Source organism: Microbacterium sp. K41, from assembly GCF_004794395.1.
Taxonomy (GTDB): Bacteria; Actinomycetota; Actinomycetes; order Actinomycetales; family Microbacteriaceae; genus Microbacterium; species Microbacterium sufflavum.
Genome location: NZ_SSDO01000268.1, coordinates 1 through 2978, shown reverse-complemented (window position 1 = coordinate 2978; position 2978 = coordinate 1). Strand labels below are relative to the sequence as shown.

Here is a 2978-nt window from a genome sequence, read left to right as displayed (position 1 = left end):
GGTCGCCGCCGCCGACGCCCCCGCCCCGACCGGGGCCGCGCAGCACGAGGCCGCCTCGTCGGCGCTGCGCGTCGAGAACCTGCGCGTCGTGCACGCCACGCCGAACGGCGAGACCGAGGTCGTCCACGGGGTCACCCTCGACGTCGCCCCCGGCGAGGTGGTCGGCATCGTGGGCGAGTCCGGATCGGGCAAGTCGCAGACGGTGTTCTCGGTGCTCGATCTGCTGCCCTCCACCGGCCGCGCGACCGCCGACGCGATCTGGGTGGGCGGCACCGACGTGACCGCGGCGACGCCCGCCCAGCGGCACGCACTGCTCGGGCGCACGATCGGCTACGTGCCGCAGGAGCCCATGAGCAACCTCGACCCCTCGTACACGATCGGGCACCAGCTGGTCGAGCCGCTGCGCCGCGTGCACGGACTCAGCCGCGCGGCCGCGACCGAGCGGGCGCGCGCCGTGCTCGTGCGGGTCGGTCTCACCGACCCCGACCGGGTCATGCGCAGCTACCCGCATCAGGTGTCCGGCGGCATGGCGCAGCGCGTGCTCATCGCGGGCGCGATCGCCGGGCGGCCCTCACTGCTCGTGGCCGATGAGCCCACCACGGCGCTCGACGTGACCGTGCAGGCCGAGGTGCTCGAGCTGCTGCGCGAGCTGCAGGCCGAGTACGGCATGGCGCTGCTGATCGTCACGCACAACTTCGGCGTCGTCGCCGACATCTGCGACCGCGTGATCGTGATGCGCGGCGGCGACATCGTGGAGTCCGGACCGGTCGACGACCTGTTCGCCGCGCCCGCGGAGCCCTACACGCGCGAGCTGATCGCCGCCTCGCTCGACGACGCCGCCGGCCGCGCCGAGCTCGACCGCCACCGTACGGAGGTGCCCGCATGACCGCCGCGACCGACACCGCGACCCGCCCGCTGCTCGAGGTGAGCGACCTGGTGGTGGAGTACGGGCGCGGGCGCACCGCGTTCCGCGCGCTGCACGGGGTCTCGCTCGACATCGCGCCGGGGGAGTGCCTCGGGCTCGTGGGCGAGTCCGGGTCGGGCAAGTCCACGCTCGGCAAGGCCATCCTCGGCCTGGCCCCTGTGACCGAGGGGAGCATCCGCTTCGACGGACGCGAGATCAGCCGCCTGGGCGGTCGTGCCCGCCGCGCGCTCGCCGACGACGTGCAGGTCGTGTTCCAGGACCCGTACGGTTCGCTCAACCCCGCCCTCACGATCGGCGACATCCTCACCGAGCCGCTGCTCACGACCGGCCTCGGCGCGAAGGCCGCCGAGGCGAAGGTGCGCGAGATGCTCGACCGGGTGCGGCTGCCCTCGGCCAGCATGGACCGCTACCCGAGCGAGTTCTCCGGCGGTCAGCGGCAGCGCGTCGCGATCGCCCGCGCCCTGGTGCGCGGACCGCGGCTGATCGTGTGCGACGAGCCCGTGAGCGCGCTCGACCTCACCACGCAGGCCACCATCCTCGACCTGTTCATCGAGCTGCAGCGCGACACCGGCGTGGCGTACCTGTTCGTGTCGCACGACCTCGGCGTCGTGCGGCGCGTGTGCCACCGGGTGGCCGTGATGTACCGCGGCGAGCTGGTGGAGGTGGGCGAGGGCGAGCAGGTCACCCGCGCCCCGCGGCACCCCTACTCCGAGCGGCTGCGCCTCGCCTCGCCCGTGGCCGACCCGGTCGCGCAGTGGGAGCGCCGGGCGCAGTGGCTCGCTCTGCGGGAGGTGCCCGATGCGGCGGTACGGTAGCTCCAGGCCGGAACTCGCACTCACCCGGACCCGGCCGGAAGGACGCCATGCCGAAGATCATCGACCACGACCAGCGGCGACGGGACATCGTCGAGGTGGCCAAGAGCATCATCCTGAAGGGCGGCTTCGAGGCTGCGACGATGCGCAGCATCGCCGCGGAGGCGGGGTTCGCGAACGGGGCTCTGAAGCACTACTTCCCCGGCAAGGAGAGCATCGTCGCGGCGACGTTCGAGACGATCCTGCAGCAGATGTCGGAGGGCGTGCAGGCGGCGGGCGAGGAGCCGGTCGCGGCCGACGATGCGCTGCGGGGCTTCCTGCAGGCGACCATCCCGCGCGACCGGGAGCAGATCGCCGCGGGGCGGGTGCTGCTGGCGCTGTGGGAGTACGCGATGGCGAACGAGGCGCTCGCGGAGCTGTATCGCGGGCACCTGGCGTCGTGGCGGCGCTCGCTGATCGAGCGGATGGAGGCGGCCCGCGACGAGGGGTCGATCCGCGAGCAGGACTACGGCTCGCTCGCGGACGAGTTCATCTCGGCGGCGGTGGGCGCGACCGTCATCAACCTCATGTATCCGGACGGCGACCGCATCGCCGACTACGAGAGCTACATCGACCGGTTCCTGGCGCGGCTGCGCTGATCGCGGGGCGCCGGTCCGCACAGGGAGGCGCCGCATGACCGCACAGACAGCTCGACCCGTGGTGTTCCTGCACGGCCTCGCCTCGCGCGGCTCCCAGGACTGGCCGGAGACGGAGTGGACGGAGGTGCTCGGCGACCGCCCGCGCGTCGTGATCGACCTCCCGGCGCACGGTGAGGCGGAGGCGCTCGGCGTGGTCCCGACCTCGGCCGTGCTCGACGCGCTCGCCGAGACGATCGGACCGGACGAGATCGATCTGGTCGGCTACTCGCTGGGCGCCCGGCTCGCCTGGGACCTCGCTCGTCACCCGCGCGTGGCGGTGCGCCGCCTGGTCCTCGGCGGGCTCAGCGCGGGGGAGCCCTTCGCGCTGGTCGACCTTCCGGCTGCCCGTGCCGCCGTCGGGGGAGGGGCGGCGCCCGCGGATCCACTGACCGCGATGATCGTGCACATGGCGACTCTTCCCGGCAACCGCGCCGGCGCGCTGCTCGACCTGATCGAGGGGCTCGCCACTGAGCCGTTCGCGCCCGAGGGCGGCGTGCCCGCGCAGCCGGTGCTGCTGCTGGGCGGCGCCGATGACGCGATGGCGGCGGGCAAGATCGGAAGAGC

The 2978-nt window shown here is 73.6% G+C and carries 4 protein-coding genes; all 4 read left to right on the top strand.

Going from position 1 to position 2978, the window contains the following annotated elements; translation table 11 throughout:
* Positions 1 to 886 (top strand): ABC transporter ATP-binding protein (locus DW309_RS07340; protein ID WP_136044993.1); only part of this gene is annotated, 886 nt, incomplete at its 5' end.
* Entirely contained in the window at positions 883 to 1740 is an 858-nt protein-coding gene (locus DW309_RS07335; protein WP_136044992.1) for an ATP-binding cassette domain-containing protein, read from the top strand. The genes DW309_RS07340 and DW309_RS07335, both read left to right, overlap by 4 nt.
* 47 nt (positions 1741 to 1787) lie before the next feature.
* Positions 1788 to 2375: a TetR/AcrR family transcriptional regulator gene (locus tag DW309_RS07330; protein ID WP_136029039.1), complete on the top strand. Its 588-nt coding sequence runs from the start codon at positions 1788 to 1790 to the stop codon at positions 2373 to 2375.
* Positions 2376 to 2409: 34 nt separating this feature from the next.
* Positions 2410 to 2978, top strand: a 569-nt coding sequence (locus tag DW309_RS07325; protein WP_136044991.1) for an alpha/beta fold hydrolase, incomplete at its 3' end; no start/stop codon positions are given.